Source organism: Phenylobacterium sp. LjRoot225, from assembly GCF_964252855.1.
Classification (GTDB): domain Bacteria; phylum Pseudomonadota; class Alphaproteobacteria; order Caulobacterales; family Caulobacteraceae; genus Phenylobacterium.
In genome coordinates this window covers 20,540-46,829 of the sequence record NZ_CAXUPL020000005.1, presented here as the reverse complement: position 1 = coordinate 46,829, position 26,290 = coordinate 20,540, and the positions used below count along the sequence as shown (strand labels likewise).

The 26,290-nt window shown below is 68.4% G+C and carries 25 protein-coding genes; 17 read left to right on the top strand and 8 right to left on the bottom strand.

Annotation, left to right across the window (positions count from 1 at the left end; genetic code table 11):
* Positions 1 to 76 precede the first annotated feature (76 nt).
* Positions 77 to 619 (top strand): TetR/AcrR family transcriptional regulator, encoded by a 543-nt coding sequence (locus ACSQ2B_RS23745; protein WP_436053843.1) that lies wholly within the window; start codon positions 77 to 79, stop codon positions 617 to 619.
* Between the two features lie 132 nt (positions 620 to 751).
* Here the strand turns inward: ACSQ2B_RS23745 and ACSQ2B_RS23740 are convergent, their stop codons facing one another.
* The gene (locus ACSQ2B_RS23740) at positions 752 to 1,726 is read right to left on the bottom strand and encodes a LysR substrate-binding domain-containing protein (RefSeq protein WP_436053841.1); all 975 of its coding nucleotides are present in this window, start codon (positions 1,724 to 1,726) and stop codon (positions 752 to 754) included.
* Positions 1,727 to 1,820: 94 nt separating this feature from the next.
* Here ACSQ2B_RS23740 and ACSQ2B_RS23735 point away from each other — a divergent pair, with 94 nt between their 5' ends.
* Both ACSQ2B_RS23735 and ACSQ2B_RS23730 read left to right on the top strand, forming a co-directional pair.
* Positions 1,821 to 2,255 (top strand): VOC family protein, encoded by a 435-nt coding sequence (locus ACSQ2B_RS23735; protein ID WP_436053840.1) that lies wholly within the window; start codon positions 1,821 to 1,823, stop codon positions 2,253 to 2,255.
* Between the two features lie 65 nt (positions 2,256 to 2,320).
* A complete protein-coding gene (locus ACSQ2B_RS23730; RefSeq protein ID WP_436053838.1) occupies positions 2,321 to 3,256 on the top strand; it encodes a carbon-nitrogen hydrolase family protein in 936 nt (311 codons plus the stop codon).
* Positions 3,257 to 3,304: 48 nt separating this feature from the next.
* Here ACSQ2B_RS23730 and ACSQ2B_RS23725 read toward each other — a convergent pair whose 3' ends face one another.
* Positions 3,305 to 5,170, bottom strand: coding sequence for a flavin-containing monooxygenase (locus ACSQ2B_RS23725; RefSeq protein ID WP_436053836.1), 1,866 nt, complete (start codon positions 5,168 to 5,170; stop codon positions 3,305 to 3,307).
* Positions 5,171 to 5,420: 250 nt separating this feature from the next.
* On the opposite strand from ACSQ2B_RS23725, the gene ACSQ2B_RS23720 reads away from it, so the two are divergent.
* The 3 genes from ACSQ2B_RS23720 (at position 5,421) to ACSQ2B_RS23710 (ending at position 7,378) form a co-directional block, all read left to right on the top strand.
* Positions 5,421 to 5,867, top strand: a complete 447-nt coding sequence (locus ACSQ2B_RS23720) for a nuclear transport factor 2 family protein (RefSeq protein ID WP_436053834.1) — start codon at positions 5,421 to 5,423, stop codon at positions 5,865 to 5,867.
* 42 nt (positions 5,868 to 5,909) lie between these two features.
* Positions 5,910 to 6,437 (top strand): MarR family winged helix-turn-helix transcriptional regulator, encoded by a 528-nt coding sequence (locus tag ACSQ2B_RS23715; protein ID WP_436053832.1) that lies wholly within the window; start codon positions 5,910 to 5,912, stop codon positions 6,435 to 6,437.
* Positions 6,438 to 6,565: 128 nt separating this feature from the next.
* Positions 6,566 to 7,378, top strand: coding sequence for a phytanoyl-CoA dioxygenase family protein (locus ACSQ2B_RS23710; protein WP_436053830.1), 813 nt, complete (start codon positions 6,566 to 6,568; stop codon positions 7,376 to 7,378).
* Positions 7,379 to 7,389: 11 nt separating this feature from the next.
* Here ACSQ2B_RS23710 and ACSQ2B_RS23705 read toward each other — a convergent pair whose 3' ends face one another.
* A complete protein-coding gene (locus tag ACSQ2B_RS23705; protein WP_436053828.1) occupies positions 7,390 to 8,265 on the bottom strand; it encodes a LysR family transcriptional regulator in 876 nt (291 codons plus the stop codon).
* Positions 8,266 to 8,462: 197 nt separating this feature from the next.
* Between ACSQ2B_RS23705 and ACSQ2B_RS23700 the strand changes: the two genes are divergently transcribed.
* From ACSQ2B_RS23700 to ACSQ2B_RS23685, 4 genes are read left to right on the top strand one after another with little or no spacing between them, the layout of a single operon-like run.
* The gene (locus tag ACSQ2B_RS23700) at positions 8,463 to 10,058 is read left to right on the top strand and encodes a carboxyl transferase domain-containing protein (RefSeq protein WP_436054047.1); all 1,596 of its coding nucleotides are present in this window, start codon (positions 8,463 to 8,465) and stop codon (positions 10,056 to 10,058) included.
* Between the two features lie 2 nt (positions 10,059 to 10,060).
* Complete coding sequence (locus tag ACSQ2B_RS23695) at positions 10,061 to 11,932, top strand: acetyl/propionyl/methylcrotonyl-CoA carboxylase subunit alpha (protein WP_436053826.1); 1,872 nt, start codon at positions 10,061 to 10,063, stop codon at positions 11,930 to 11,932.
* A complete protein-coding gene (locus ACSQ2B_RS23690; protein WP_436053824.1) occupies positions 11,932 to 12,384 on the top strand; it encodes a MaoC family dehydratase in 453 nt (150 codons plus the stop codon). The genes ACSQ2B_RS23695 and ACSQ2B_RS23690 overlap by 1 nt, the downstream gene beginning before the upstream one ends.
* A 48-nt stretch (positions 12,385 to 12,432) precedes the next feature.
* Complete coding sequence (locus ACSQ2B_RS23685) at positions 12,433 to 13,239, top strand: enoyl-CoA hydratase/isomerase family protein (protein ID WP_436053822.1); 807 nt, start codon at positions 12,433 to 12,435, stop codon at positions 13,237 to 13,239.
* Between the two features lie 300 nt (positions 13,240 to 13,539).
* Here the strand turns inward: ACSQ2B_RS23685 and ACSQ2B_RS23680 are convergent, their stop codons facing one another.
* Complete coding sequence (locus ACSQ2B_RS23680) at positions 13,540 to 14,247, bottom strand: IS1595 family transposase (RefSeq protein WP_436054046.1); 708 nt, start codon at positions 14,245 to 14,247, stop codon at positions 13,540 to 13,542.
* Between ACSQ2B_RS23680 and ACSQ2B_RS23675 the strand changes: the two genes are divergently transcribed.
* Positions 14,140 to 14,949, top strand: a complete 810-nt coding sequence (locus tag ACSQ2B_RS23675) for an aminotransferase class I/II-fold pyridoxal phosphate-dependent enzyme (RefSeq protein WP_436053821.1) — start codon at positions 14,140 to 14,142, stop codon at positions 14,947 to 14,949. The two genes, ACSQ2B_RS23680 and ACSQ2B_RS23675, sit on opposite strands and share 108 nt — an antisense overlap.
* 199 nt (positions 14,950 to 15,148) lie before the next feature.
* On the opposite strand, the gene ACSQ2B_RS23670 is transcribed toward ACSQ2B_RS23675, so the two are convergent.
* The 4 genes from ACSQ2B_RS23670 to ACSQ2B_RS23655 form a co-directional block, all read right to left on the bottom strand.
* Complete coding sequence (locus ACSQ2B_RS23670; RefSeq protein WP_436053819.1) at positions 15,149 to 15,646, bottom strand: nuclear transport factor 2 family protein; 498 nt, start codon at positions 15,644 to 15,646, stop codon at positions 15,149 to 15,151.
* Positions 15,647 to 15,685: 39 nt separating this feature from the next.
* Complete coding sequence (locus ACSQ2B_RS23665; protein WP_436053817.1) at positions 15,686 to 17,281, bottom strand: Vgb family protein; 1,596 nt, start codon at positions 17,279 to 17,281, stop codon at positions 15,686 to 15,688.
* Between the two features lie 190 nt (positions 17,282 to 17,471).
* Positions 17,472 to 18,257, bottom strand: coding sequence for an SDR family NAD(P)-dependent oxidoreductase (locus ACSQ2B_RS23660; protein WP_436053815.1), 786 nt, complete (start codon positions 18,255 to 18,257; stop codon positions 17,472 to 17,474).
* 46 nt (positions 18,258 to 18,303) lie between these two features.
* The gene (locus tag ACSQ2B_RS23655; RefSeq protein WP_436053813.1) at positions 18,304 to 19,269 is read right to left on the bottom strand and encodes an acyl-CoA dehydrogenase family protein; all 966 of its coding nucleotides are present in this window, start codon (positions 19,267 to 19,269) and stop codon (positions 18,304 to 18,306) included.
* 222 nt (positions 19,270 to 19,491) lie between these two features.
* Here ACSQ2B_RS23655 and ACSQ2B_RS23650 point away from each other — a divergent pair, with 222 nt between their 5' ends.
* From ACSQ2B_RS23650 to ACSQ2B_RS23625, 6 genes are all read left to right on the top strand, one after another.
* Positions 19,492 to 20,733, top strand: a complete 1,242-nt coding sequence (locus ACSQ2B_RS23650; protein ID WP_436053811.1) for a CaiB/BaiF CoA transferase family protein — start codon at positions 19,492 to 19,494, stop codon at positions 20,731 to 20,733.
* 77 nt (positions 20,734 to 20,810) lie between these two features.
* The gene (locus ACSQ2B_RS23645; protein ID WP_436053810.1) at positions 20,811 to 21,974 is read left to right on the top strand and encodes an acyl-CoA dehydrogenase family protein; all 1,164 of its coding nucleotides are present in this window, start codon (positions 20,811 to 20,813) and stop codon (positions 21,972 to 21,974) included.
* Positions 21,971 to 22,891 (top strand): acyl-CoA dehydrogenase family protein, encoded by a 921-nt coding sequence (locus ACSQ2B_RS23640; protein WP_436053808.1) that lies wholly within the window; start codon positions 21,971 to 21,973, stop codon positions 22,889 to 22,891. The genes ACSQ2B_RS23645 and ACSQ2B_RS23640 overlap by 4 nt, the downstream gene beginning before the upstream one ends.
* Positions 22,888 to 24,018 carry an acyl-CoA dehydrogenase family protein gene (locus ACSQ2B_RS23635; RefSeq protein ID WP_436053806.1) on the top strand — a complete coding sequence of 377 codons (1,131 nt, stop codon included), beginning with the start codon at positions 22,888 to 22,890 and terminating at the stop codon, positions 24,016 to 24,018. The genes ACSQ2B_RS23640 and ACSQ2B_RS23635 overlap by 4 nt, the downstream gene beginning before the upstream one ends.
* A gap of 283 nt (positions 24,019 to 24,301) precedes the next feature.
* Positions 24,302 to 25,060 carry a hypothetical protein gene (locus tag ACSQ2B_RS23630; RefSeq protein WP_436053804.1) on the top strand — a complete coding sequence of 253 codons (759 nt, stop codon included), beginning with the start codon at positions 24,302 to 24,304 and terminating at the stop codon, positions 25,058 to 25,060.
* A gap of 32 nt (positions 25,061 to 25,092) precedes the next feature.
* Positions 25,093 to 26,169, top strand: coding sequence for a metallophosphoesterase family protein (locus tag ACSQ2B_RS23625; RefSeq protein ID WP_436053803.1), 1,077 nt, complete (start codon positions 25,093 to 25,095; stop codon positions 26,167 to 26,169).
* The last annotated feature ends 121 nt before the right edge of the window (positions 26,170 to 26,290 follow it).

Below are 26,290 nucleotides of genomic sequence, written 5' to 3'. Positions count from 1 at the left end.
TGGCGAAGAGGGCGTTGGGATGAAAAAGAGCGGGGCCGCACCTCGAGCAGACGCGTCCGGCGAGGCGCGCCCCGGGGTGGACGATCGCCGTGAGGCGATCGCGGACGCCGCCCTCAAGCTGTTCTCCGAGGTCGGCTTCGACAATGTGACGAACAAGGACCTGGGCCGTGCGGCGAGCGTGGCCCCGGGCCTGATCTACTACTACTTCAAGGATAAGGACGACCTGTTCCGGTATGTCCTGCGCAAGTCGCTGCAGGACATGCTGGCCTGCTACGCCGAGATCAAGGGCGAGGGCCGTGGCGAGGATCTCAACGCCTGGATCGCCAGCAACATATCTCTGTCGCGGCCGACCTCCGGCTTCCTCAAGATCATGCTGGACTACGCCGTGTCCGACCGTCGCAGTGCTGAGACAGACGAGGCGATCCGGCAGTTCTACGCCAGCGAGACAACCATCCTCACCCAGTCCCTTGCGGGACGCGATGACGCAGCCCAGCTCGCGATCCTGGTGTCGGTCTTCCTCGACGGCCTGATGGCGAGCCGGATCATCCGGCCGGAGCTCGACATCCAGCGCCTGACGCAAGCCTTTATTGCCCTCCTGGCCTCGCGACCGGCGCGCTGAGCTCATTCAAGGTGGAAGCAAGGGAGCGTACCAGATTTGGGCGGTTCGTTAGTTCGGACCTGAAGGGCGGTTCAGGGGTGGATGGCTGATAGCCGACGCTGAATGGTGGTCATTCAGCCCCCTCACAGGCGCCTATCGCCCCAACCCTGGTTTTTCTGGGCCCAACAAGGGGGCCTGAGCGCCGTCCGACTGTTCGCTAAGCCAGTCGACGAAGGCCGCGACCAGGGGCCTGGCGAGGGCGGCCGGGCTCGCCACGGCGGCATAGACGGCCCCGGTCGCCCAGGCCGGCGCCGGCGCGACGAGGCGCCCGGATGCGAGATCCGCCGCGACGAATAGATCCGGCAGGAGGGCCAGGCCCGCCCCCGCTCGCGCCGCCTCCAGCAAGATGAAGAAATGCTCCAGTTCGAGCCTCACCGGCGGGGCGTCGCCGGGAATCTCCACGCCCGTCGCCCGCGCATAGGCGCTCCAGGCGTCGGCGCGGGTCGTGTGCGCCAGCCGCGGCGCCCTCCAGAAATTCGCCGCCTGCTCCAGACCATGGGCTTCAGCGAAGGCGGGCGAGCAGACCGGCGACATCCTTTCCTTGGCCAGGCGACGCACGGACAAGGACCGCCAGCCGCCCCGCCCCCAGGTCAGGACCACGTCGACCGTGGATGGATCCCAGTTGACCGGATCCTTGTGGGCGTCCGCAAAGTCGGCGTCGATCATCACCATCGACACGGTGACAGCCGGGTGGGCCGCCAGGAAGCCTGGCAATCTGGGCGCGAGCCACAGCCCGCCGATAGATGGCAAGGCGCCGACCCGGATCGAACCGGCGATCACGCCGCCAAGGTCCCCGCGCATGCGCTCGATCAGGCGCATGGCGTCGCCGGCGGCTTCGGCGAGGCGCAAGCCGTCGCCCGTGATCGCGATGGCGCGGCCGCGGCGGGAGAACAGCGCGACGCCCAACCCCCGCTCCAGGGCCGCGATGCGGCGCGACAGGGCGCTCTGGGTCACGCCCAATTCCCGCGCCGCGCGGGTGAGGCTGCCGAGCCTGGCCGCCGCCTCGAAGGCAGGAAGCGCGGAGAGCACCTGAGCGTCGCTGAGGCCGTGTGATGAGTCGATTTTCATGAGTTTTGATCATGTATGGGTGCGCCATCGGGCACTATACCATGCACTCTGATCAGCCTAGAGCTGGCCGCGCGGACCCAAATCGAGGGAGATCATGCGCCCGTTCCACCTTGCCTTCACCGTCCATGACCTGGCTGCGGCGCGGGCCTTCTACGGGACGCTGCTGGGCTGTCCCGAGGGGCGCAGCGCCGAAACCTGGATCGATTTCGATCTCTATGGCCACCAGATCGTCGCCCATCTGAAACCGGACATGAGCGTGACGGAGGTCCACAACCCCGTCGACGGTCACGACGTTCCGGTCCCCCACTTCGGCGTGGTGCTGGAGATGGGCCCGTGGGAGGCGCTGGCCGCGCGTCTGACGGCGGCCGGCGTCCAATTTCTGATCGAGCCCCACGTGCGTTTCAAAGGCCAGCCGGGCGAGCAGGCGACGCTGTTCTTCCTGGACCCCTCGGGCAATGCGTTGGAGTTCAAGGCGTTCGGCGACGACGCCGGATTGTTCGCCACCTCGGCCCCCGGCGGAAAGGCATGACCATGGAGATTCTCCGAACCAAGGCGTCCGAAACCGGGCGGCGGCAAGACATCCTCGTCATCGGCGTGGCCCAGATCGCGCCGGTGTGGCTCAGGCGGACGGAAACCCTTGAGAAGGCGTGCGCCGTCGCGGAGCTGGCGGCGTCGCAAGGATGCCGCCTGGTCGTCTTCGGCGAGGCCCTGGCCCCCGGCTATCCGTTCTGGATCGAGCGCACGGACGGCGCCCGTTTCGACGACCCCAAGCAGAAGGCGATCTTCGCCCAGTATCTCGATCAGGGCGTGGTGATCGAGCGTGGCGATCTCGAACCGCTCCAGGCGGTCGCCCGCCGCCATGGCCTGTCGATCTATATCGGCGTGATGGAGCGCGCGCCCGACCGCGGCGGCCACAGCCTCTATTGCAGCCTCGTCTATATCGACGCCGAAGGCCGCATCGGCTCGGTTCACCGCAAGCTACAGCCGACCTACGAAGAGCGCATGGCATGGGCTCAGGGCGACGGCCATGGCCTGCGCGTGCATGACCTTGCGCCCTTTCGGGTGGGCGGCCTGAACTGTTTCGAAAACTGGATGCCGCTTTCGCGGGCCGCCCTTTATGCGCAGGGCGAAGACCTGCACATCGCCGCCTGGCCAGGCGGACTGCACAACACCCAGGACCTGACCCGGTTCGTCGCCCGCGAAGCCCGCGGATTTGTCGTGTCGGTGTCGGGCCTCATGCGCCCGCAGGACTTTCCCGCCGACACCCCGGCTCTGGCGGAGATACTGGCGAACAGCGGTCCGTTCCTGGCCAACGGCGGATCGGCCATCGCGCTTCCGGATGGTCGTTTCCTGGTCGAGCCGATCATCGACCGCGAGGTGCTGATCGTCGCCGAACTGGATCACGCGCTGGTGCGCGGGGAACGGCAGAATTTCGATCTCGCCGGGCATTATGGCCGGCCAGACGTAACCCGCCTCACCGTCGATCGCCGTCGTCAACGGATAGCGGACTTTATCGACGAGACCGGATGAGCCGGATCCTCCCCCATCGTAGGGCGATAGGGGAGGTAGACGTCCGGCTCAGGCCTCGACGAGGTCTTTCGTCAGGACGAGGCCTTCCATGCCGCCCTCGGCGCGCCAGTCCTCGAGCAGCTGTTCGAAGACGTAGTAGCCAGGCCCATAGGTCTCGCCCAGGTAGGAGCGAAGCTTCTTTTCGCCCTTCTGGTTCACCACTTCCGAGCCTTCGTTGTTGAAGTAGCTGGGCGTGCACTCGCGCTGGAAGGCGGAGATGTCGATCGCCGTCGCGCGGATATGGTCGACGTAGGCGTTCTGCGCCTCGAGGCTGGGCTCGACGGCGGCGACGCCGCGCTCCAGCGCCTGGCGGATGATCCAGGCGATGTGCTTGCCCTGCTGGCTGAAGGTCTCCGTGGTCGAGGAATTCACCCCGCCCTGGATGAAGCCGGTGAAGAACTGGTTCGGGAAGCCGTGGGTCATCATCCCGTGGAAGGTGCGGAACTCGGCGGCCCAGTGATCGTAAATCGACGCGCCATTGCGGCCTTCGACCACATCGATGCCCCAGCGGCGGTCGAGATCGCTGGTGACTTCGAACCCGCTGGCGAAGATCAGGCAGTCGAGCTCGTATTCGACGCCGTCGGCGACGAAGCCGTGCTCGGTCAGGCATTCGACGCCCTGGGTCTTCGACACGTCGATGACCTTCACGTTGGGCCGGTTGAAGGTGTCGTAATAGTCGTCGTTCGAGGCCGGCCGCTTGCAGAGATAGCGGTACCAGGGCTTGAGGATCTCGGCGGCCTGCTTGTCCTGGACGATGCTTTCGACGCGACCCCGCAGCCGCTCCATCACCCGGTAGTCCATGACCTCGCGCCTGGCCACGTACTCCTCGGCCGACTGCGGCCAGCCCGTGACGTCGAACTCGGCCGCCAGGTTGCGGTTGATCTCGGTCCAGATGTCGCAGATCAGGTCGCCCTCGCCCGGGGCCGGAACCTCCATCGCATTATGATGGAAGTTCATCTGCCGCTCGCGCTGCCAGCCCGGCTTCAGCGACTTCGCCCATTCCGGATCGGTCGCCACGTTCAGGCGCTGGTCGACGGTCGAGGCCGTGCGCTGCAGGACATAGAGCTGCTTGGCGTACTTGCCGAGGAAGGGGACCGCCTGGACGGAGGTCGCCCCGGTGCCGACGATCGCCACCCGCTTGTCGGCCAGCTTGTCGAGCGTCGGGTTCTTCTGGTCGCCGCCGGTGTAGTCGTACTCCCAGCGCGCGGTGTGGAACATCTTGCCCTTGAACTGGTGGATTCCGGGGATGCCCGGCAGCTTGGGGATGTTCAGCAGGCCGTTGGCCATGACCACGAAGCGGGCGCGAAGCTCGTCGCCACGGTCCGTGGTGACCCGCCAGCGCTTGATCGCCTCGTCCCAGCGCAGCGAGGTGACCAGGGTGTGGAAAAGCGCGCCCTCGTAGCAGCCGAACTTGCGCGCGATGCTCTGACAATATTCACGGATTTCAAAGCCGTCGGCGAACTTCTTCGACGGCAGGAAGCCCATCTCCTCGAGCAGCGGCAGGTAGCAGTAGGCGTCGTTGTCGCAGCTCAGGCCCGGGTAGCGGTTCCAGTACCAAACCCCGCCGAAGTCGCCCGCGTGGTCGATGACCCGGAAGTTGGAGACCCCCATCTTGCTCAGGTGATAGCCGGTGAGGACGCCCGCCCAGCCGCCGCCCAGGACCGCCACGTCGAGGTCCTCGGAAATCGGATCCCGCGGCAGGACCGGCATGTGCGGGTCGCCTTCGTAGACCTCCGCGAAATCGTCCACCGGACGGACATACTGCTCCTGGCCCTCGGCCCGGGTGCGCAGCGTCCGCTCCTGGCGGTACCGCTCCCGCAGGGCGGCGATGTCGACGTCTTCAGGCGCAGGGCACGGGCTGGGCTTGCAGGTCATATTCGATCCCAATCTGGATAGATCAACAGTGTTGTTGATTTCGGATCGGATTGCAAGGTGGGTCGACCTCTCAGGCCTGCTGAACGACCGAGCCCCGCCGCCCCAATAAATCCGTCCTGGCCCGGCTTGTCCGGGCCACCCAGCCCAAGGCGCCAGCCTCTTCAGCTGCGGAACGCCAGCCGGATGGTTCCCGAACGGCATAGGAGATCGCCTCACGTCCGGCAGGCCGAGGGCCGTGTCGGCGGGGGTGATGATCCACCAATTTCGCTCGACGGCGGACCTCCCCAGCGTCTCAGACGACAGCTGCGACGGCGATCTCGTGTGCGCGGTGCTGGCCGAGGACTGCGTGCTCGACTATATGGGCTGCTGCACGGACCCTGCGACGGGACGAGACTTCATTCCCGCGACGAACGTCGTCCTCCGCGGACGCGCCGCCTGGAGGTCAGACGGCATGTCGAGCCTTGGGATCGTCAGCGTCCATCAGGGCCACAACTTCGAGCTTGAGTTCACCAGCGACACGACCGCCAGGGGCATCTGGTCGATGACGGACCGACTCTATTTTCCGTCAGGCAGTGCGTTCTCGCTGATGACCGGCTATGGCCACTACCTTGAGACCTACGAGAAGATCGACGGGACCGGGTTGCTCGAGACCACCCACATCACCCCTGAAATCCGGTTGCGTCGCCGATGGGGGTAAAACGCCACGCGATCGCCGTCGCTTCCACGCGGAGTCGATGCGATGAGACAACGACCGGTCGACGAACTCGAGGCGGCCACGGCCTTCTATGCCGAGCTTGACCTGGACGTCAGCTATTTCGCCGCTCAGTGGCATACCTTCAATGTCGGCCACATGCTGGCGACGGACCTCGACCGGATCGCGCGGCGCAACGGGCTCAGCGTCGCCGACTTGCATCTGCTTGGGGCGTTGAGGATTAAGCGCCCCAAGCCCCTGCGGGCGACGGATCTGGCGCAGACGCTTCACGTGTCCAATGCGGTCCTGTCCGCCCGCATCGCCAAGCTTGAGCGCAATGGGCTGCTGGTGCGCTCGCCGAGCCAGGAGGATCGCCGGGCCTTCGTCCTGAGCCTCACGTCGGAGGGCGCTGCAAAGGCCGTAGCCGTCGTCGCGGAGATGGGCCGCGAGTCGACCTTCGTCCGCTACTACAAGCGCCTGTCCGACGAGGATCGCGCCGCGCTCGCCCGCATCATGGGTGAGCTGCACAACATGCTCGACCGCGAATTCGTACCCGCGCCGCGCGGGAAGCTTTAGGGGGCTAAACAACTCCGTCTTGGACCGTTCCCGACCCGTCGATAGGCATGCGTTTCAGATCGAGGCCGAAAGGCCTCAGGCGATGACGCAAGTTCGCCAAGCTGGATTGGGAAGGGAACACCGGAGAGATGGAAGTCGCGGCGAAGGACAAGAGCAGTGCGTTTCGGTCGGTGACGCCCGAGGAAATCAACCACTACCGGCAGCACGGCTGGGTGAAGCTCGAGAAGTTCATTCCGGCTCCGCAGGTTGCTGAACTTCTTGCGATGGCGACGGACCTGATGGGCGAGAAGGGTGACAGGAATCCGCCGCCAATGGCCTTTTCCTACTTCAACCCTTTGACCATGCGCGGCCTCGACGACCCGCTCCTGAGGCCGATCATCGATCACGTCGGACGCGGCGCAAGGGCGCTGATGGCGCGCCGCGCGCCCATCGGGATCCGCTATTTCACCGACTATTTCGCCGTCAAGCTGCCGTCCGGGAGCGCCGCCGAGCACGGCGGAAACGGCAGCTCTGACTGGCATCAGGACTACGCCGCCTCGGCCTCAGATCGATCGGGAGGCATGGTCTTCTGGATGGCCCTGACCGACATGCCCCCCGAGCTCGGCACCATGAGGTTCCTCAACGGCTCCCACCGCTACGGGGTCATGGGTCACTATGCGACATATGGAAAGGGCAACCTTCTCGACAGCTACCCGGAGCTGCTCGACGACTGCACCGACAGCGGACAGCTGTCCTACGCCGCCGGCGACGTGACCGTGCACTCGAACATGTGCGTGCATGGCGCTGGAGCGAACCTGACGGACAAGCCCCGCTGGACCTATATCGTCATCGTCAATCCGGCGGACGCCTGCTGGAACGGCGGGCCGGCCGACGCCTTCGACACGACGGGGCTACAGCTCCACAAGGAGATGGACGACGGTCGCTTCCCTGTAATCACCTAAGGCCCCGGCGATCAGGCCGGCCGGCCCCGCCCGTACTGCTCCCGCAGCAGGGCGACGAACGGGCTGGCGTCATGGCGCAGGTCGTCACGGTCGGCGCCGTAGAGGACGCCCACCTCCCGCTGCAGATCGAAGTCCACCACCCGGACGAACCGCACCAGGGGGTCGTGGAAGCTTTCCGGCATCATGCCGATGCCGAGGCCGGCGCGGACGACCGCCAGCATCCGTTGGTCGCTGGTGGTCTTCAGCACGAAGCGCGGACGCACGCCGCGTTCGCTGAAGAAGCGGCTGATCTCCGGCAGGGCCTCGCAGTGGCGCCGCACCACCATCCGGTCGCCGGCCAGCTGCTCGGCCTGGACGAACTCGGCGTCGGCGAGCGCGTGGTCGCGCGGCAGCACCATCAGATAGCGCTCGCCCCGCAACAGCTCGGGCCGGAAGCGCGCGTGGTGGGGACGGACCACGGTGAGCGCGATGTCGAGCCGGCCGCGGTCCAGCCGCTCGGTGAGGTCGCGCTCCGTCCCCTCCAGGATCTCCAGCACCTCGTTGGCGCCGGCGAGCCGATGACGGGCGAGCATGGTTTCGAACACCGCGGTCGGAATGGTCAGCAGCACCCCGACGCGCAAGGTCCGGGGCTCGGGCGCATGCTGGACTTCCTGGACGGCCAGCTCGTACTCGGCGGCGATGCGGCGCGCGCGCACCAGGAACCGGCTCCCGGCCGGGGTCAGGGCGACCTTGTGCTTGTCCCGATCGAACAGGCGGACGCCCAGCTGGCCCTCCAGCTTGGCGACGCCCGCCGACAGGCTAGGCTGGGTCACCCCGACGCGCTTGGCGGCGCGGCTGAAGTTTCCGGCTTCGGCGACCGCCAGGAAATACCGCAGCATATGCCTCATAGGCAGCGCCTATCACCGAGCCGGTAATCTTTCAATTTCCGTCAATTAGGCCGGGCCGTTAGAAGTGCGGACAATTGAAGGGGCGCCCGGCCTGTGCGAACCCGAATCTGGCCGAGAGGCGCCGGTGACGGCGCCGTCTCTCGCTGCGATCTGATCGGAGGACATCCGTGACCGTTCTTCCCAACGCCGTCGATCCGATGAGCGAGGCGTTCAAGCGCAACCAGGCGCACAATCTGCAGCTGGTCGCCGAGCTGCGGGAACACGCGGCCACCGTCATGGCCGGCGGGCCGGCGGAGCAGCGCGCGCGTCACCAGAAGCGCGGCAAGCTGCTCGCCCGGGACCGCATCGAATACGTCCTGGACCCCGGCTCGCCCTTCCTCGAGGTCGGCCAGCTGGCCGGGTTCGGCCTCTACAACAACGAGGCGCCGAGCGCGGGCGTGGTGGCCGGGATCGGCCGGGTGATGGGCCGCGAAGTCATGGTCGTCGCCAACGACGCGACGGTGAAGGGCGGCGCCTACTTCCCAATGACGGTGAAGAAGCACCTGCGGGCACAGGAAATCGCTCAGGAAAATCGCCTGCCCTGCGTCTATCTGGTGGACAGCGGCGGGGCCAACCTGCCGCACCAGGCGGAGGTCTTCCCCGATCGCGAGCACTTCGGCCGCATCTTCTACAACCAGGCCAATATGAGCGCCCTGGGCATCGCCCAGATCGCCTGCGTCATGGGCCTGTCGACCGCCGGCGGCGCCTATGTCCCGGCGATGAGCGACGAGGCGGTCATCGTCCGCGGCGCCGGCGAGGAGAGCCAGGGCGCCATCTTCCTGGCCGGCCCCCCGCTGGTGAAGGCGGCGACCGGCGAGGTGATCAGCGCCACGGACCTCGGCGGCGCCGACGTCCATGGCCGCAAGTCCGGCGTCGTCGACCATGTCGCCGCCAATGACGAGCAGGCCCTGGCGATCGTTCGCGAGATCGTCGGCAACCTGAACACGGTGAAGCGCCCCGACATCGACATCGCCGAGCCGCGGCCGCCGCGCTACGACCCGCGCGAGCTCTACGGCATCGTCCCCACCGACCTGCGCGAGCCCTACGACGTGCGCGACGTCATCGCCCGGATCGTCGACGGCTCCGAGATGCAGGAGTTCAAGCCGCTCTATGGAACCACCCTGGTCACCGGCTTCGCCCGCATCTGGGGCTATCCGGTCGCCATCCTGGCCAACAACGGCGTGCTGTTCTCGGAGAGCGCGGAGAAGGCGGCGCACTTCATCGAACTGGCCTGCCAGCGGCGCATCCCGCTGGTCTTCCTGCAGAACATCTCCGGCTTCATGGTCGGCGGCCGCTACGAGGCGGGCGGGATCGCCAAGCACGGCGCCAAGATGGTCACCGCGGTGGCCACCGCCAGCGTGCCCAAGTTCACCGTCCTGATCGGCGGCAGCTTCGGGGCCGGCAACTACGGCATGTGCGGCCGCGCCTACGGCCCGCGATTCCTGTTCAGCTGGCCAAATTCGCGGATCTCCGTCATGGGCGGCGAGCAGGCCGCGAGCGTGATGGCGACCATCCGGCGCGACGGCATCGAGGCCAAGGGCGGCGCCTGGAGCGCCGAAGAAGAAGCCGCCTTCAAGGATCCGATCCGCGCGCGGTACGAAGAGGAAGGCAACCCCTACTTTGCTTCGGGCCACCTGTGGGACGACGGCATCATCGATCCGGCCCAGACCCGAGACGTGCTCGGCCTGGCCATCTCCGCCTCGCTCAACGCCCCCATCGCCGAGGCTCCGCGCTTCGGCCTGTTCCGGATGTGACCATGCTGGGCTCGCTTCTCATCGCCAATCGCGGCGAAATCGCTCGCCGCATCATCCGCACCTGCCGGCGCCTCGGGATCCGCACCGTCGCGGTCTATTCCGAGGCCGACGCTCAGGCGCCCTTCGTCCGCGAGGCCGACCAGGCCGTGGCGATCGGCCCGGCCCCGGCGAGCGAGAGCTATCTGGTGGGCGCCAAGATCCTCGAGGCGGCGCTGCAGAGCGGCGCCCAGGCCATCCACCCGGGCTACGGCTTCCTGTCCGAGAACGCCGACTTCGCCGAGGCGGTGACCGCGGCCGGCCTGATCTGGGTCGGCCCGCCGCCGTCCTCGATCCGCGCCATGGGCCTGAAGGACGCCGCCAAGAAGCTGATGGCCGAGGCCGGCGTGCCGGTGACGCCCGGCTACATGGGCGACGACCAGTCCGAGGCGACCCTGCTCGCCGAGGCCGAGCGCATCGGCTTTCCGGTGCTGATCAAGGCCGTGGCCGGCGGCGGCGGCAAGGGGATGCGCAAGGTAGATGCGGCGAAGGACTTCGCCGCGGCCCTGACGTCCTGCCGACGTGAGGCGAAGGCGTCGTTCGGTGACGACCACGTGCTGCTGGAGACCTATGCGACCCGGCCGCGGCACATCGAGGTCCAGGTGTTCGCCGACTCCCACGGCAACGCCGTGCACCTCTACGAACGGGACTGCTCGCTGCAGCGCCGCCACCAGAAGGTGATCGAGGAGGCGCCGGCGCCGGGGATGACCGACGAAGTGCGCGAGGCGGTCTGCCAGGCTGCGGTCCGCGCGGCGCTGGCCGTCGGCTACGTCGGCGCGGGCACCATCGAGTTCATCGCCGACACGACCGACGGCCTCAAGGCCGACCGGATCTGGTTCATGGAGATGAACACCCGGCTGCAGGTCGAGCATCCGGTCACCGAGGCCATCACCAGCCAGGACTTGGTCGAATGGCAGCTGCGCGTCGCCTCAGGCGAGCCCCTGCCCCTGACCCAGGCCGAAATCCCGCGCCGCGGCCACGCCATCGAGGCGCGGCTCTACGCCGAGAACCCGCACACCGGCTTCCTGCCCTCGATCGGCCGGCTCGATCATTTCCGCACGCCCAGCGACATCCGGCTGGACAGCGCGGTCGAAGAAGGCGGGGTGGTGACGCCCTTCTACGACCCGATGATCTCCAAGCTGATCGTCCATGGCCCGACCCGCCAGGCCGCGGCGGCCAAGCTCGCCGCCGCCTGCCGCGCCGTGGAGGTCTATCCGGTGAAGACCAACGCCGGCTTCCTGGCCCGCTGCCTGGCGGACCCGGACTTCCTGTCCGGCGCCGTCGACACCGGCTTCATCGGCGAGCGGCTGGCCAGCCTGCTGCCGCCGGCCGAACCCTCGGAGCGCGTGCTGCAGGCCGCCGCCAACGAGATGGTGAGGCGCGCGGGCGTCCCGCCGGCGCTGACGGGCTTCCGGGTGAACGCCGACCCGTCGTTCCGCGTGCCACTGGACCACGAGGGAACCCGCTACACCGCGCAGATCTCGCCGGGCGCACAGCCGTCGGCCCTGCACGTCGTCGTCTCCGGACGGGACTTCATCGTCTTCGAAGACGGCGAGCCCTACGTCCTGACGCTGCCGCGCGTGGAAGCCGGGCCCGAGGGCTCGGACGGCGACGGCGGGGTGGAGTCCTCCATGCCCGGCCTGATCATCGAGGTGATGGTCGCGGTCGGCGACACGGTCAGCAAGGGGGCGCCCCTGCTGGTGCTCGAGGCCATGAAGATGGAGCACACCCTGACGGCGCCGTTCGACGGCGTGGTAGCGTCCCTGTCGGTCAAGAAGGGCGACCGCGTCGCCGAGCACGTGCTGCTGGTCAAGCTCGACCCCAGCGAGGTGAAGTAATGGCCGGAAAGCTCTACGACGCCTGGGAAATCGGCGAGATCATCCTGCACGACCTGCGCCGGACGGTGACCGAGACCGACAACCTGCTGATCTCCACCCTGACCCACAATCCGCAGCCCCTGCACCTCGACGCGGTCTTCGCCGGATCGACGGAGTTCGGGCGGATCGTGGTCAACGGCATCTTCACCTTCGGCCTGATGATCGGCATCTCGGTGGGCGACACCACCCTGGGAACCCTGGTGGCGAACCTGGGCTATGACGAGGTGGTCATGCCCAAGCCCGTCTTCATCGGCGACACCCTGCGCGTCGAGACCACGGTCCTCGAGAAGCGGCCGAGCAAGTCGCGGCCGACCCAGGGCCTGGTGGTGTTCGAGCACCGGACGTTCAACCAGGACGACGAGCTCGTCTGCCGCTGCAAGCGCACCGCCCTGTTGCGCCGGGAAGCGGCTTAGGCGACAGAGCTTCGGCCCGGCGCGATCGCCGGCAGGGAGAAGTCCGACATGACCGCGTCCGATGATCTGCCGCGCTACGAGACCATCGAGCTCGTCCGGAAAGATCGCCTGCTGACGATCACCCTGAACCGGCCGGACTCGCTGAACGCCGTCAACCTCGCCCTGCACGAGGAGCTGGCCGAGGTCTTCCTGTTCGCCGGCCAGGACCAGGGCTCCGACGTCGTCGTGCTCACCGGCGCCGGCCGCGCCTTTTCGGCGGGCGGCGACCTCGACCACATGTGGCGCAACGCCACCAACCCCGAGTTGTTCGACCAGGAAGCCCGGGCGGCCAAGCGCATCATCTTCGCCATGCTCGACGTCGATAAGCCGCTGATCTGCCGGATGAACGGCCATGCGGTCGGCCTGGGCGCGACCTTGGCCCTGATGTGCGACGTGATCTTCGCCGCGGACACCGCCAAGATCGGCGACCCGCACGTCAACATCGGCCTGGTGGCCGGCGACGGCGGGGCGGCCATCTGGGCCCAACGCATCGGCCTCGGACGGGCCAAGGAATTCCTGCTCACCGGCGAGCTGCTGGGCGCCAAGCGCGCCGCGGAGATCGGCCTGGTCAACCACGCCCTGCCGCTCGACGAGCTCGACGCCGCGGTCGAGGCCTTTTGCGACAAGCTGCTGGCCGGCTCGTCCAATGCGATCCGCTACACCAAGATCCTGACCAATCTGGAGCTCAAGCGGATCACCCACGCAGTGCTCGACGCCGGCATCGCCTACGAGTCCCTCACCGTCCGCGGCGCCGATCACCAAGAGGCGATTCAGGCCCTGAAGGAAAAGCGCAAGCCGGTGTTCGGCAAGCGCTAGCCGGGGGACCCGCCCTCCCCTTCATGGGCAGGGCAATCGCCTACGAAGCGCCTGCATCCTTCTCCCCCTGTGGGAGAAGGTGGCCCGCGAAGCGGGTCGGATGAGGGGTCGATCGACCTATCCGGCTAAGCCACTGGAAAATCAGGCGATGGAGCGAGACCCCTCATCCGTCAGCCTGCGGCTGACACCTTCTCCCACAAGGGGAGAAGGGCTATCGAACCGCAGACACAACTTCCGCAGCCCTTCCAGGCGCATATGGAGAGCAGCGCGATATTTGTTCGCTAAACAACGCGGCCCTTATCAACCAAAGACAGCAATGGACGATTGGATGCTGATGCCGCCGTCCTTGGTGCGCCGCATTTGGCGGCCGACCGCGTGGGCGAGGACAGCGGGAAGTTGTAGGGCGGGCGCGACCCGGGTCCAGACCGTCTGCGCTGTTTCGCGGCCCTTCCTCGATCGTCGCACCGTCTGACCGGCGACCACCCGCTGAGACCAGCGGAAACCGATCTCGTGGAAATGGAGATCGGCGTGCTTGGGGCTGATGTGGTGGAAGACCCCGGCGATCGTGCGCCGGACTCGGTTGTTGAACCCTTCGGCGGAGTTGGTGTGGACGATCCCGCGGGCGTACTCGCTGACGCTGTGCCGCACGGTGTCGTGGGCGCAGAAGCCTGCCGCACCCAGGGGCGCGAAGGCCTTCCACTCGTCGGTCATCAGGTGCGTATCTTCGCAGGCCGCCGCCGCCTCCAACACCCGCTCCGCCTCATTTGCCGAGAGGTCCTCAATAACGGCCGCCCCGGCGCGGCCGGCCGGAGCTCCGGGCTCGCGGCTTTGCGGCCGTTCGACCATGGCCAAGGCGGAGGTCTTGCTGGTTCGCGGCAACCCCTTGCCGCCGCGGCCCGAATGCGGCCGGTCCGGATCGCGTGGGCGACGGCCGCCGAAGTAGAAGCCATCCACCTCGAGGACGCCTTCCATCGGATCGGCCGCGCCCTCGGCTCCCGCGGCGCACAGGTCTGGGTCGAAGATCCAGGCCATGTCGGGGCGCGGCGGATCCTGCAGCGGGAGGGGCTGAAGGTGGCGCCGGTGCCCGTCGACGCCGAAGGGCTGGATGTCGCCGCCGGCCGCCGGCTGGCGCCGAGGGCGCGGTTCGCCCTGGTCACGCCGTCGCGTCAGTTTCCGTCGGGCGCAGCCCTCAGCCTGTCGCGGCGCGTCGCGCTGATCGACTGGGCGCATGAGAACGACGCCGTCATCATCGCCGACGACTACGACAGCGAGCTGCGTTTCGCCGGGCGTCCCATGGCGGCGCTGTCGAGCCTCGACAGCAGTGAGGCGGTCCTGTCGATCGGCAGCTTTTCGAAGATCACCTTCCCGGGCCTGCGGCTCGGCTATGTCGTCGGGCCACGCTCGCTGATCGCCCAGCTCGTCAAGGCCAGGGCGCGACGGGGTCCTGGTCGCCACCGGGGCTCAGCCGGCCCTGGCCGAGTTCATCGCTGGCGGCGGTCTGGCCAAGCACCTGCGCACGCTTCGCCTGCAGATGGGACTAAGGCGGGAGGCGCTCGCCGCGGCGCTTGGGGCGCGGCTGGGGACGGCGGTGACCATCCTGCCGCAGGAAGTGGGCATGCACCTGGCGGTCGCCCTGAGCCCCGCGTTGGCGAACCGGCATTCGGACGTCGAGATTGCAGCCTTCGCCGCCACGCGTGGCCTCAATCTTGATCCGCTCTCCAACCACGCCGCGGCGGCGCACGGACGCCAGGGGTTCCTCCTCGGCTACGCCGCCTGGGACGAAGCGAGCCTCGTGGCCGGCGTCGAGTCGCTGGCGCGCCTGTTGGAGGATTGCGATCACGCTCTCGAATCAAGAGCTTGATCGTGTCTGCTCACAAACTGGATCCACTTAGCGGAATCGGGCTCCGGGTCAGCGGGTCTGGCCCGGGGCGACCGACGCATTCAGGAACGGGTCATTGCCGATGAAGACCGGGGTGCTGTCGAACAGGGCGATGCGCCATTCGCCGTCGGCTTCGAGGCGGCACTCCATCTGGCAATCGGCGATGATCGTCGGGCCGACCAGGTTGAGCGCCGGGGCCTTGCCTTCCGCGGAATAGTTCACCAGCAGGAAGATGACCTGCGCAGAGTCCGCGGCCGGGAACGACACCCGCAGGCCGGAAATCGTGTGGCGCTGGGTCCGGACGCCGTCCTTCTGCTGGGTGCGGACACGCTCGCCGCGGTCGCTGTAGAACTTCAGGATGGCGGCGTGGCCGAGGTAGGGCGTTCCGCCGACCAGGTAGCGGCAGTCCTCGGTGCAAAGCCGCGGCATGGTCAGCCCGCCGTTGAAGTCCAGCTCATAGCCCCATTCCGCGATCAGCTGGTGCAGCGCCACCGCCTTGATCGCCGTGTCCTGGTCGAACTTCGACATAGTCTCTCCTGATGTAAGCGACGCGGTTGCTCTCGGACCTCAGGCCGGGCGGAGCGCCAGCACGCAGCCTTCGGCGTCGGCCGAGACATAGAGCGCCCCGTTCGGTCCCGCGGCGACCCCGGCGAACGGCCCCATGGGGCCCGAAAGGTTGCCGATCGCACCAAGGAACTTGGGAACGACGCCCGGGGGGGCGCCGACCGGCAGGTTGGAGGCGATGATGCTGCGGGCGCCGCTGGCCAGGTCGTATTCGATGAGCGTCTTGGCGAGCGCATCGACGATGTAGAGCCGTCCGGCGCGCGCCAGCAGGCCCTGGGGCTGCTTGAGGCCGTCCACCACGGTCTCGGCCTTGCCGCCGGAGATCTTGGCCACCCGGCCGCCGTCGGATTCCGCGACGTAGACGACGCCGTCCGACCCGACCGCCACGCCCGAGGGCTCCTTGAGGCCAGTCGCCAGCACCTCGAGCTTGCCGGCCTCGACGGAGAGCACGCGGCCCGTACCAGCCTCGGCGAACACCACGGCCCCGCCGGGCGCGATCGCCACGCCGTAGAGCCGGTCGAAGCCGTCGGCGAGCACTTCGCTTTCTTGCTGCGCAGGCCGCCAGCGCGCGACGCTGCCGGTCGCCGTGGTGACGGTCACCTCGCCGGGCCCGGACGCCGCGACGCCGCGGGTGTAGCCCGGGCAGCCCGGGGTGAAGAGCATGCCGGCGAGCTCCGGCTTCCCGCCGGGCTTGAGGTTGTAGCAGAAGGGCCCGTCAGCCACGAACAGCACGCCGTCCTCGCCCACGGTAAGGCCCAGGGGCCAGTTGAAGCCGTCCGGGATGACCGAGCGCAGCTTGCCGCCCTCGAGGATCTCGTTGACCTGGCCGGAGATGCTGGAGACGAAGATCCGGTCGCCGACGAAGGTGACGTTGTCGAGTCCCGGCGCAATGTCCGCCAGCACCTCGCGCGAGCCCGTGCGCAGGTCGATCCGCAGCACCTGGCCGCTGTGCACCTGGGTCGAAACGATCCGGCCCTTGGAATCGAACTTCACGGAATCGGGCACGCCCAGGTCGCCGGCCACCCGCTCCGGCGTCCCGCCGTCCAGGCCGACGCGCCAGATCTCGTTCACCGCCTGGGCCGGATAGTAAAGCATCCCGTCCGGCCCGACCTCGAAGGCGTTGGGCATCGGCACGTTTTCGGCGATGACGCGCGGGGCGCCGCCGTTCCGGTCCAGCTCGACGATGCGCCCGCCCATCCGCAGTTCGCCGGCGATCAGGCGGCCCTGGTGGAAGGTGATCGGGTTGGCGACCGGCAGGTCGCCGTAGATCACCCGGGTCTCGCCCTTGGGCGTCAGGACGCTGACCCGTCCCTCGGTGATCTCGGTGGCGTAGAGATTGCCCTCGTCGTCGAACGCCAGGTCGTCGGGGGCGACGATCCCGCCGCCCATCGGGCTGATCGCCTCAACCGCGCCGGTCTCGGGATCGATCGCGCTGATCTGGCTGCCCGACACCTGGGCCACATAGATGCGTCCGTCCGCGCCGGTGCGCAGGCCGTTGGCGCCGTAGAGGCGGCTCATCGGAGTGAGCCGCTCCAGCGTCCAGCCCTCGGCCAGGCCGGCAGGCCGTTCAGCGATATAGCGCCCAAACTGCATCGACATCCCGACATCCTCCCTGGCGAGCCGTTCTCGGGGCTCGTACGTCTGGGGGCCCCGGGCGTCTCCGCGCCGCCGCCCGTTCCGACTGGCCGCTAATCAACGACGTTGTTGAGTAGTCGTCAACCCGGCCTTAGCCTCCGGCCGCCGACCCTGCGGGAGAGTGTGCCGGAGGTCAGGCCGGCCGGCTATGGGTTTAGGCCTTGCGCGGAACCCAGTCGGTGCTGAGCGCGCGTTCCGACAGGTATTTGGTGGAGCTCCAGCCGCCGTCGACGACGATGGTCTGGCCGTTGATATAGGAGCCGCCCGGCGAACAGAGGAAGGCGATGGTCGAGGCGATGTCCTCGATCGTGCCGAGGCGCGGGTAAGGCGTCATCTCGACGTTGATCCGCTTGAACATCTCGTCCTCAAGGCGGTGCTCCACCATCGGGGTGACGGTGACGCCGGGCGCCACGGCGTTGCAGCGGATGCCCTCGGCCCCGTACTGGCAGGCGATATGGGTGGTCAGCGCGGTGATGCCGCCCTTGGCCGCCGAATAGGCGCCGCCGCGACGTCCGCCGATCACCGCGAAGGTCGAGGAGATGTTGATGATCGCCGAGCCCGGCTTCATGTGGACGATGGCGTCGCGCGCCAGCCGGAACGGCGCGCGCAGCATCAGGCCCAGGAAGTAGTCGAGGGTCTCGTCGTCGGTCTCGTGCAGCGGCTTGGGGCTGCCGGCCCCGGCGTTGTTGATCAGGAAGTCGATCTGGCCGAACCGCTCCAGCGCCAGGTCGACGATCGCCTTCGGCGCCGCGTCGTCGGTGATGTCGACCGCCAGGGTCGCCACCCGCGCCGGATCGCCGATCTCCGCTTCCAGCTTGGCCAGCTTCTCGGCGTCGCGGCCGACGCCGACGACGGCCATCCCCATCTCGTGCAGCTTGACGGCCGTGCCCCAGCCGATCCCGCTGCTGGCGCCGGTGATGATCGCGACCTGCGTGGTCATTCTGCGGAGTCCTCAAACAAGAGCTGGAAGGTGTGGGCGTGCGGGCTCAGGCGACCGACGGCAGGTCGGCCAGCCGCTCCGTCGCCGCCTCGACCCCGCCGGCGACGGCGGTGAGCAGCTGGGCGCGCTTGACCAGCAGGTGCGGGTCCGCCTCGTCGCTGAAGCCGATCCCGCCATGGATCTGGATGTTCTTGCCGGCGTTCTCGATCGCCGCCGTGCTGGCGATCAAGAACGCGCTCTCGACGCTGATGGCGGCGTCGGCGCGGCCCTGGTCGAGCGCGACCGCGGCGAAACTGACCTGGTCGCGGGCGCAACGCGCCTGGATCGCCATGTTGGCGCAGTGGTGCTTGATCGCCTGTTGCGAGCCGATCGGGCGGCCGAACTGCTCGCGCATCTGGGCGTATTCGACGCCCATCTCCAGCGCCGCCTGGGCGACGCCCGCCAGGGCCGCGGCGTCCAGCAGCCGCAGGCGCAGCAGACCTGCCTCGTCGAAGCGCGCCAGCGGCTCGCCCAGCTTGCTGACGCCCTGCAGCCGGGCGACCCAGTTGCGGCTGTCGAGCTCGGCGTTGGGCCCATCCAGCCGGTGGAGGGCGGCGCCCGCTCCGTCGCGCAGCAGCACCAGCTGGGCGTCGGGGTCTCCGATCACCACCACCTGATCGCCCCGGCGATAGGCGCCGACGACGCGCGCGGTTCCGGCGGCGCCGGTGCGCAGCTCCGCGGGAACGACGTGGGCGGCGGCGATCGTCGCCAGCACCGTCGGCGAGGCGAGCCGGCGGCCCAGCGCCAGGACGATCAGCGCCTCCTCGGCCGCGCCAAGGGCGCTGCCGCCGGCCTCCTCGGCGAGGCTGATCCCGAACGCGCCCAGGCCGTCGAGCTGGGTCCAGACGTCGGCGGTTTCTTCAGCGCTCTGGTGCAGCCGGGCGAGCGGCAGGAGCTCGACCAGCGCATCGTCGACCGCGCCGACGATCTCCAGCTGGTCCTGGCTGGGATGGTAGGATCCCTCACCCGACATCGCCTTGGCTCCCGATACGTGAAATGCGGAGCAATCCCTACTGAGCCGAGGCGCCGGGGTCCAGACCTTAGCTGATCATGGCGCCGGGCGCGGTCAGAAAAGCCCGATCGTCTGAGGGGCAGCATCTTATCGCCGCCGCAGAACCCGCCCCCGCCGCTCTTGCCGTTACGGCCCGGAAATGATCAATGCGGCCCAATTGACGCTCGTCCCTACAGGCAGCCTATGACGACGACACCCAGCGCCCTCGAAGGCATCCGCGTGATCGACATGAGCCGGGTGTTCGCGGCGCCTGTGGGCGCCCAGATCCTCGGCGATCTCGGGGCTGACGTGATCAAGGTCGAACGTCCCGGCGTCGGCGACGACGGTCGCGGCTACGGCACCGCGTGGGTCAAGGGCAAGGACGGCGTCGAGACCCGCCAGTCGAGCTTCTTCACCGTCTCGAACCGCAACAAGCGGTCGATCACGCTCAACCATTCGAAGCCCGAGGGGCAGGAGATCATCCGCAAGCTGGCCGAGACGGCCGATGTGCTGATCGAGAACTACAAGGTCGGCGATCTCAAGCGCTTCGGGCTGGATTACGAGAGCCTGAAGGCGATCAATCCGCGCCTGATCTACTGCTCGGTCACCGGCTACGGCCAGACCGGCCCCAGCGCCGCCCTGCCCGGCTACGACGGCCTGTTCCAGGCCCAGGGCGGCATGATGGCGGTGACCGGCATTCCCGACGGCCAGCCGGGCGCCGGACCGCTCAAGGCCGGCCCCAGCCTCGTCGACTTCATCACCGGCCACAACACCGCGCTGGCGATCATGGCCGCGCTGATGCACCGGACGCGCACCGGCGAAGGCCAGTACATCGACATCGCCCTGCTCGACACCTCGGTGGCGATGGTCAGCCACATCATGCAGGACTACCTGATCAGCGGCGTCGCCCCGCCCAGGCTCGGCAACGGCGGCAATGGCGGCGGCCCGGCCGACCTGCTCCACGCCAGCGACGGCATCGTCTACCTCACCGCCGGCACCGATGAGCACTACCGCCGCCTGACCGTGCTGATGGGCCAGCCCGAGCTGTTCACCGATGACCGGTTCGATTCGAACTTCAAGCGCGCCCGCTCGGGCCAGGCCGAGCTGATCAGGATCATCAACGCCTGGTCCAGCCAGATCACGGTCGCCGACCTGCTCGCCAAGTTCGACAGCGTCGGCATCCCGGCGTCCAAGTACAACGAGCTCGACGAGGTTTGGCAGGATCCGCAGGTGGAACACCGCAAGCTGCGCGCGACGACGCCCCACCCTCACGCCGAGGCCGGCTCGGTCGATCTGATCGCCAGCCCGCTGGCGCAGATGTCGGCGAGCCCCGCCACGATCCGCCGTCCGCCGCCGTTGATCGGCGAGCACACGCGCGAGATCCTGGGCGAGCTCGGCTACGACGAGGCGCGCATAGTGGAGTTCCAGGAGCTCAAGGTCATTTGAGCGAGGCGGCTGTGCTCCATCATCGCACCGGGGAACTCGGGCGCGCCATCATCGCCGACAGCGAGAAGGTTTGATCTATGGAATTCGGTTGGTCGGCGGAGGAAGACGCGCACCGTACGCGGATCCGCGAACTGCTGGCGCGCACCCTCCCCGCGAATTGGGAGCAGATCTCGCTGCACGGTCCGGGCAGCGACGCCCAGACGGCCTATTCGCGCGAGTTCTGCCCGATCCTCGCCGAAGAAGGCCTGCTGGTCCCCAACTGGCCGAAGGAATACGGCGGGGATGACGCGCCGGTCTGGCTGCAGTTCATCCTCGGCGAGGAGATGTGGGCCGCCGGCGAGCCGCGCGGCGGCCAGTACATGAACATCAACTGGGTCGGCCCGGTGCTGATGCGCTACGGCACGCCGGCCCAGCTCGAAAAGCACCTGCCGCCGATCCAGGCCGGCCAGGCGCTCTGGTGCCAGGGCTTCTCCGAACCGGGCGCGGGCTCGGACCTGGCGGCCCTGCGCACCACGGCCACCCCCGTCGCGGGCGGCTACAAGGTCTCCGGCGCCAAGGTCTGGACCTCCTACGCCGGCCACGCCAACACCTGCTTCCTGCTGGCGCGGGTGCCCGCGGCGGCGGGTGGGCCGGAGGGCAAGGCCGGCATCGTCATCCTGCTGACCGACATGAGCTCGCCGGGCATCCAGGTGAAGCAGATCCCCGCCCTGATCGGCGAAGGCGACATCCACGAGGTCTTCTTCGACGACGTCTTCGTGCCGGAGACGGACCGGCTGGGCGCCGAGGGCCAAGCCTGGGAGATCATCAACTACGTCCTGCAGCACGAGCGGGTCGGCATCGCGCGCTACGAATTCTCCCGCCGCAACCTCGACCGCGCGGTGGCGAAGCTGAAGGCCGACGGCCGCTGGGACGACCCGATCGTCCAGGAGAAGGCCGGCCGCGCGCTGATGCTGTGCGAGGCCGCCCGGATGCTGGTCTACCGCATCGTCGACGGCAAGGCGCGCGACCTGCCGGCGGACGCCTTCGGCAGCGTCGCCCGCTGGTCGGTCGTCCTGGCCGACAACGGCGTCAACGAGTTCCTGACCGAGTTCCTGCCCGAAGGCCTGCTGGGCGAAGACCCGGTGCAACAGGCGCACCACCAGCGCGCCATCGCCGCCGGCATCGCCTCCGGCGCGGCCGAGATCCAACTCAACCTCGCCGCCAGACGCTGGCTGCAGCTGCCGGGGGAGAAGAGACGATGAAGTACGAGCTGACCGACGACCAGGCCAGCGTCATGGCCGGCCTGGACCAGCTGCTCGCCGGCGTCGACACCTCCCCGCCGACCGAGCCGGTCCTGTTCGAGTATGCGACCGAGCTCGACGCGACGCTGGCGGAATCCGGCTTCCTGGACATCGCCCGGGAAGAGGGCTTCACGGCGCTGGACGCCACCCTGATCGTCGAGCGCCTGGCGCGCCTGCCGCAGGTGGTCGAGGCCGCCGCCTCCGCCATCGTCGCCCCGGCCGTCGGCGTCCCCGTCGGGACCCGCCCGGTGGCGCTGGTGTCGGGCGATCCGACCAAGCCCGCGCGCTTCCTGCCGATGGCGCAGGTGCTGCTCTGCGACCGCGGCGACCATGGCCTGATGATCACCGTCGAGCCCGAAAACGTCGAGACGATCGAGACCCTGTTCGCCTATCCCTACGGCCGGCTGAAGAGCCTGGAGGGCGTCGAACAGACCCGCATCGAGGACGTTGGCGCCCTGCGTCGCCGCTGGCGCATCGCCCTGGCGGCCGAGGCGGCGGGCTGCATGGCCTCGGCGCTCGACCAGATCCTCGACCATGTGAAGACCCGCCAGGCCTTCGGCCAGCCGCTGGGCGCCTTCCAGGCCATCCAGCACCGGCTCGCTATGGCGGCGGAGACGGCGGAGTCGACCAAGTTTCTCGCCTTCCGGGCCGCCTGGTCCGACAGCGAGAGCGACGCGGCGATCGCCGCGGGCTTCGCCCAGACCCGCATCGCCCAGCTGACCTACGACCTGCACCAGTTTGCCGGCGCCATGGCGCTGACGCTGGAATTCCCCCTGCACCTTTGGACCTACAGGCTTCGCGCCCTGGCCGGCGAACTCGGGGGCGGCAGCCGCCAGGCCCGCGCCGCCGCCCTGGCCACCTGGTCGGACGCCGCATGATGACCGCCTCCATCGCCGAATTCCGCCAGCAGGCCCGCACCTGGCTCGAAGCCAACGTCCCGACCGAACCGCCGCCGGAAGACGGCCCCGCCTCGCGCGACTTCGTGCTGGGCTGGCAGAAGAAGCAGGCCGAGGGCGGCTGGGCCGGCGTCGCCTGGCCGAAGGAGCTGGGCGGCCGCGGCCTCTCCGTCCTGGAGCAGATCGTCTGGTTCGAGGAATACGCCCGCGCCGGCGCGCCCACCCCGCTGAACGCCTCCTTCGTCGGCCTGAACCACGCCGGCCCCACCCTGATGGCCTGCGGAACCGAGGCGCAGAAGGCCTATTACCTGCCGAAAATCCTGAACGGCGAGCACATCTGGTGCCAGGGCTTTTCCGAGCCCGGCGCCGGCTCTGACCTGGCCTCGCTGAAAACCCGCGGCGAGGTCCAGGGCGACACCGTGGTGATCAACGGCCAGAAGACCTGGTCGAGCTTCGCCGATATCGGCGACGTGCAGGAGCTGCTGATCCGCACCGACCCGACCGCCAAGATCTCACAGGCGCTCAGCTGGGTGATCTGCCCGATGGACACGCCCGGGATCACCGTGCGCCCGATCCGCACCATGGCCGGCGTGCTGAAGTACTGCGAGGTCTTCTACGACGACGTCCGTATTCCGCTCTCGAATGTTGTCGGCGGACTGAACAATGGTTGGGCGACGGCCATGTCGACGCTCAGCTTCGAGCGCGGCACCGCGGCGCTGGCCCTGCTGATCGGCGTCACCCTGAAGGTCGAGAAGCTGCTCGCCGACTGTCCGAAGGACCGGCCGCAGATGCTGGCGCGCCTCGCCAAGCTGCGAGCCGAGGGCGCCTCGATCCGCGCGATGAACTACCGCTTCGCCCTGGATTCCGAGCAGTCCGTGCCCGACGCCAGCGGCTCGATGATCCGCGTCGCCTTCGCCGAGTTCTCCCAGCGGGTATCGGCCGCAGCCATCGATCTCTACGGGCTCGACGCGCCGGAGACCGTCGGCGCCCACGGCTGGGCGCACGACTACCTCGACGCCTTCTCCGAGACGATCGCCGGCGGCACCGCGGAAATCCAGCGCAACATCATCGCCGAGCGGGTGCTGGGGCTGCCGAAGGGACCGCGGTAAGGGGCTCCGACCGCGGATCCGCCGGGACCCGCGGCCAACGACCGCTTCAAGGCAGGTTAGCCCGCTGTCGAGCCTGATGAGCTAAATAGGCTGTCTGCCGTGCGGTCAGGTCGGCGACGGGCGGCGCAACCGACGGGTGAGGCCCAACTTGCGCCTTCATCGGTTCGTTTATCGCCTCCATGCTCGCCGATATCCTCGCCATGCCCCGCAAGCCATGGCCGCCGACGCGTGCGGCCGCGCGGATTCGCTCGCCTACGGGCGCGGCCGGCCGAGAGTGAGACCCATGGACGACCGCCGAACATCAGGGCTGACCGACAATCCCATACCCTCGCAGACCTATGGCGGTTTTGCGGCTCAGCGACCTGCCCAGTCGGAAAGCTGGGACGGTCTGCCGGGGCCGGCGCCTGCTTACGCAGGCTCGGAAATGCGCCGAGGGGCCTCCCGGCCGGGCTTGGTCCCAAGCATCATAGGCTGGTCGCTTGCCGCCTTCGTTGGGGTGGCCGCGGTCGTGGGCGTCACGCAGAGCCGCCGGTCGCCGCCCGTTCCGCCAGCGGAGACCCCGGAGACGGCGAGCCAGAGCAATGGCGCCACGGTGACCGCCCCACCGCAGCCCGCCCCCCTGCCCGTCGCCAGATTGAGCACCGCGCGGATCGTCGAAGACGTCCCCGCGCGTGAGCCAGCCTCCCCGGTCACAAGCCCCCGCTCAGCGAAGACGGCGTCCAAGACGAAGACAGAGGCGCAGTCGCGCTGTGGCGGGGCCACGGCCGGCGGACCTTGCCCGGACGTCGCATTCGCGGCCCTCGACAAACAGGTGAACGCCGCGTTCGCCGCCGCGATGCGTTCGAGCGCGACGCCTGGTCCGCTGGGCCGCGATCAGCAGGACTGGATCATCCGCGTCGACCGCATCCGGCGTGAGGACCCCGCCTCGGCTCAAGACCTCTATCGCGCCCGCGTCACGGAACTGCGCGCCCTGGCCTCAAAGGACGTCGATCAAACGCAAGCGCCGACTACGCAAAACAATGCTGAGAGTCATAATAGATGACATCTCCAGGCGCTCGCCGCCCCAGGTCCGATATGCAGACCGACGCTTCAATCCCGGCTCCCGCCTCCGCCCAGGACGTGCTGGCCCGCGTTCAAGCGGTCAGGACGGCGGCTGCGGTCGGCATCGGGCTGCCGGGACCGCAGGCCCCCACGACGGCTCAGCGCCTCCGGGCGCGCGCCGGCGGCGGACTTGCCGTGGTCGGCGATGCGGCGGCGAAGAAATGGCGCAGCTCCCGAGCGCCCCGGAGCGGTTCGGATGGACAGCTCGTCTACGCCGTCGGCGATGTGCACGGACGCTTCGACCTGCTGCAAACGCTCCTGGGAAACATCGCGGCGGACGCTGCGGGACGTCCGAACTTGCTGATCTTCAGCGGCGACTACATCGACAGGGGGCCGGATTCCGCCCTGGTGATCGAGCGGCTGATCGGTCTTCGCCGACACCTCGGCGCCAGCCTCTTCCTCTTGAAGGGCAATCACGAGGCGGCATTTCTGCGGTTCCTGGATTCGCCCTCGACCGGCGCAGCCTGGATCGAGCATTTCGGGGGCGGGGCCACCTTGCGCTCCTATGGCGTCGCCTCGCCGGAGCCCGGCGCGCCCGAGCGAGCGTTCGTCGCCGCCCGCGATGAGCTGCTGGGAAACATGCCGGCGTCGCATTTGCGATTTCTGCAGGACCTCGATCTGATGATCGTGCTTGGGGACTACGCCTTCGTTCACGCCGGTGTCTGCGTCGACGCCTCCCTGGCGGAGCAGACGGAGGACGACCTGCTCTGGGCGCGGCGCGAATTCCTGGCCGCTGAGCGGCGGTGCGAGAAGATCATCGTGCATGGGCACACCTGGGCGAGCGATGCGCCTGAGCTCCTGAGCCATCGGATCGGCCTGGACACCGGCGCCTACGAGACGGGCGTGCTCACCGCCGTTCGGATCGAAGGGCCCCAACACCGGATTGTTCAGGCCCTGGATGCAACCGCCGAAGCGCGCCGGTCGAACACCAGGACGGCGCCGGACGTTCCCCTTATCGGCCTCCCCCTGGACTACGTGAATCCGGCCGCGGGTGAATTGGCGGCGATGTTCAGCGCGCCCACCGTGAACCGGCCCAAGATCCCGTCGTAACTCACGGCGCCTGTCGGCCTGACCCATCGATTTGGCCGATGGGGCCCATATCTGGATCGCCCCTTCCGAAGGCCTCGGTGATCGTAGAAGTCTCGCCTCTGGAGAAGCCAGCGTGCGGCGA

Coding starts and splice junctions, on each gene's coding strand:
- ACSQ2B_RS23625 (WP_436053803.1), top strand. CDS start 25,093: ATGCAGACCGACGCTTCAATCCCGGCTCCCGCCTCCGCCCAGGACGTG.
- ACSQ2B_RS23735 (WP_436053840.1), top strand. CDS start 1,821: ATGCGCCCGTTCCACCTTGCCTTCACCGTCCATGACCTGGCTGCGGCG.
- ACSQ2B_RS23675 (WP_436053821.1), top strand. CDS start 14,140: ATGCGGCCGGTCCGGATCGCGTGGGCGACGGCCGCCGAAGTAGAAGCC.
- ACSQ2B_RS23725 (WP_436053836.1), bottom strand. CDS start 5,170: ATGACCTGCAAGCCCAGCCCGTGCCCTGCGCCTGAAGACGTCGACATC.
- ACSQ2B_RS23715 (WP_436053832.1), top strand. CDS start 5,910: ATGAGACAACGACCGGTCGACGAACTCGAGGCGGCCACGGCCTTCTAT.
- ACSQ2B_RS23645 (WP_436053810.1), top strand. CDS start 20,811: ATGGAATTCGGTTGGTCGGCGGAGGAAGACGCGCACCGTACGCGGATC.
- ACSQ2B_RS23670 (WP_436053819.1), bottom strand. CDS start 15,646: ATGTCGAAGTTCGACCAGGACACGGCGATCAAGGCGGTGGCGCTGCAC.
- ACSQ2B_RS23705 (WP_436053828.1), bottom strand. CDS start 8,265: ATGAGGCATATGCTGCGGTATTTCCTGGCGGTCGCCGAAGCCGGAAAC.
- ACSQ2B_RS23650 (WP_436053811.1), top strand. CDS start 19,492: ATGACGACGACACCCAGCGCCCTCGAAGGCATCCGCGTGATCGACATG.
- ACSQ2B_RS23635 (WP_436053806.1), top strand. CDS start 22,888: ATGATGACCGCCTCCATCGCCGAATTCCGCCAGCAGGCCCGCACCTGG.
- ACSQ2B_RS23710 (WP_436053830.1), top strand. CDS start 6,566: ATGGAAGTCGCGGCGAAGGACAAGAGCAGTGCGTTTCGGTCGGTGACG.
- ACSQ2B_RS23690 (WP_436053824.1), top strand. CDS start 11,932: ATGGCCGGAAAGCTCTACGACGCCTGGGAAATCGGCGAGATCATCCTG.
- ACSQ2B_RS23720 (WP_436053834.1), top strand. CDS start 5,421: ATGATCCACCAATTTCGCTCGACGGCGGACCTCCCCAGCGTCTCAGAC.
- ACSQ2B_RS23700 (WP_436054047.1), top strand. CDS start 8,463: ATGAGCGAGGCGTTCAAGCGCAACCAGGCGCACAATCTGCAGCTGGTC.
- ACSQ2B_RS23685 (WP_436053822.1), top strand. CDS start 12,433: ATGACCGCGTCCGATGATCTGCCGCGCTACGAGACCATCGAGCTCGTC.
- ACSQ2B_RS23665 (WP_436053817.1), bottom strand. CDS start 17,281: ATGTCGATGCAGTTTGGGCGCTATATCGCTGAACGGCCTGCCGGCCTG.
- ACSQ2B_RS23740 (WP_436053841.1), bottom strand. CDS start 1,726: ATGAAAATCGACTCATCACACGGCCTCAGCGACGCTCAGGTGCTCTCC.
- ACSQ2B_RS23660 (WP_436053815.1), bottom strand. CDS start 18,257: ATGACCACGCAGGTCGCGATCATCACCGGCGCCAGCAGCGGGATCGGC.
- ACSQ2B_RS23640 (WP_436053808.1), top strand. CDS start 21,971: ATGAAGTACGAGCTGACCGACGACCAGGCCAGCGTCATGGCCGGCCTG.
- ACSQ2B_RS23695 (WP_436053826.1), top strand. CDS start 10,061: ATGCTGGGCTCGCTTCTCATCGCCAATCGCGGCGAAATCGCTCGCCGC.
- ACSQ2B_RS23655 (WP_436053813.1), bottom strand. CDS start 19,269: ATGTCGGGTGAGGGATCCTACCATCCCAGCCAGGACCAGCTGGAGATC.
- ACSQ2B_RS23630 (WP_436053804.1), top strand. CDS start 24,302: ATGGACGACCGCCGAACATCAGGGCTGACCGACAATCCCATACCCTCG.